This window comes from Methylobacterium sp. BE186, from assembly GCF_031457035.1.
GTDB classification, from domain to species: Bacteria; Pseudomonadota; Alphaproteobacteria; order Rhizobiales; family Beijerinckiaceae; genus Methylobacterium; species Methylobacterium segetis.
In genome coordinates this window covers 1-1,047 of the sequence record NZ_JAVDVV010000076.1, presented here as the reverse complement: position 1 = coordinate 1,047, position 1,047 = coordinate 1, and the positions used below count along the sequence as shown (strand labels likewise).

The 1,047-nt window shown below is 69.0% G+C and carries 1 protein-coding gene and 1 pseudogene; both read right to left on the bottom strand.

Annotated features, from left to right (window positions below; all coding sequences use genetic code 11):
- Positions 1-680 (bottom strand): succinate--CoA ligase subunit alpha (gene sucD, locus J2X36_RS26795; RefSeq protein ID WP_310355263.1); only part of this gene is annotated, 680 nt, incomplete at its 3' end.
- 1 nt (position 681) lies between these two features.
- Positions 682-1,047 (bottom strand): annotated as a pseudogene (sucC, locus tag J2X36_RS26790) (succinate--CoA ligase subunit beta); the annotation flags it as partial.

Sequence of the window (1,047 nt, the reverse complement as noted above, 5' to 3'; positions counted from 1 at the left end):
CGCGCCTCGTCCACCAGGAACTGCGCCGCCTCCTCCTCCGCCGAGCCCCCGATCTCGCCGATCATCACGATCGACTCCGTCTTCGGATCCGCCAGAAACAGCTCCAGAACGTCGATGAACTCCGTCCCCTTGACCGGATCCCCCCCGATCCCGACCGCCGTCGTCTGACCCAGACCCGCCGTCGTCGTCTGGAACACCGCCTCGTAGGTCAGCGTGCCCGACCGCGACACGATCCCCACGCTGCCCGGCCGGAAGATGTTGGCCGGCATGATCCCGATCTTGCTCTCCCCCGCCGTCACGATCCCGGGGCAGTTCGGACCCACAAGCCGCGACTTCGAGCCGAGAAGCGCCCGCTTCACCCGCACCATGTCGAGCACCGGGATCCCCTCCGTGATGCACACGATCAGGGGGACCTCCGCCGCCACAGCCTCCAGGATCGCGTCCGCCGCCCCCGGCGGCGGCACGTAGACCACGCTCGCCTGCGCCCCCGTCGCCTCCCGCGCCTCCGCCACCGTGTCGAACACCGGCAGGCCGAGATGCGTCGAGCCGCCCTTGCCCGGGCTCGTGCCCCCCACCATCCGCGTGCCGTAGGCGATCGCCTGCTCCGAGTGGAACGTGCCGTTCTTGCCCGTGAAGCCCTGGCAGATGACCTTGGTGGTCGCGTCAATCAGCACCGACATCTCAGGCTCCCTTCACCGCGGCCACGATCTTCTGCGCGGCGTCGTCCAGATCGTCGGCCGGGATCACGTTCAGCCCCGAGCCCCGGATGATCGCCTTGCCCTCCTCCACGTTCGTCCCCTCCAGCCGCACCACCAGCGGCACCGACAGGCCCACCGTCCGCACCGCCGCGATCACCCCGCGCGCGATCACGTCGCACTTCATGATCCCGCCGAAGATGTTGACCAGGATCCCCTTCACGTTCGGATCGGCCGTGATGATCTGGAAGGCCGCCGTCACCTTCTCCTCGCTGGCGCCCCCGCCGACATCCAGGAAGTTGGCCGGCGCCTCGCCGTAGAGCTTGATGATGTCGAGCGTGGCCATCGCCAG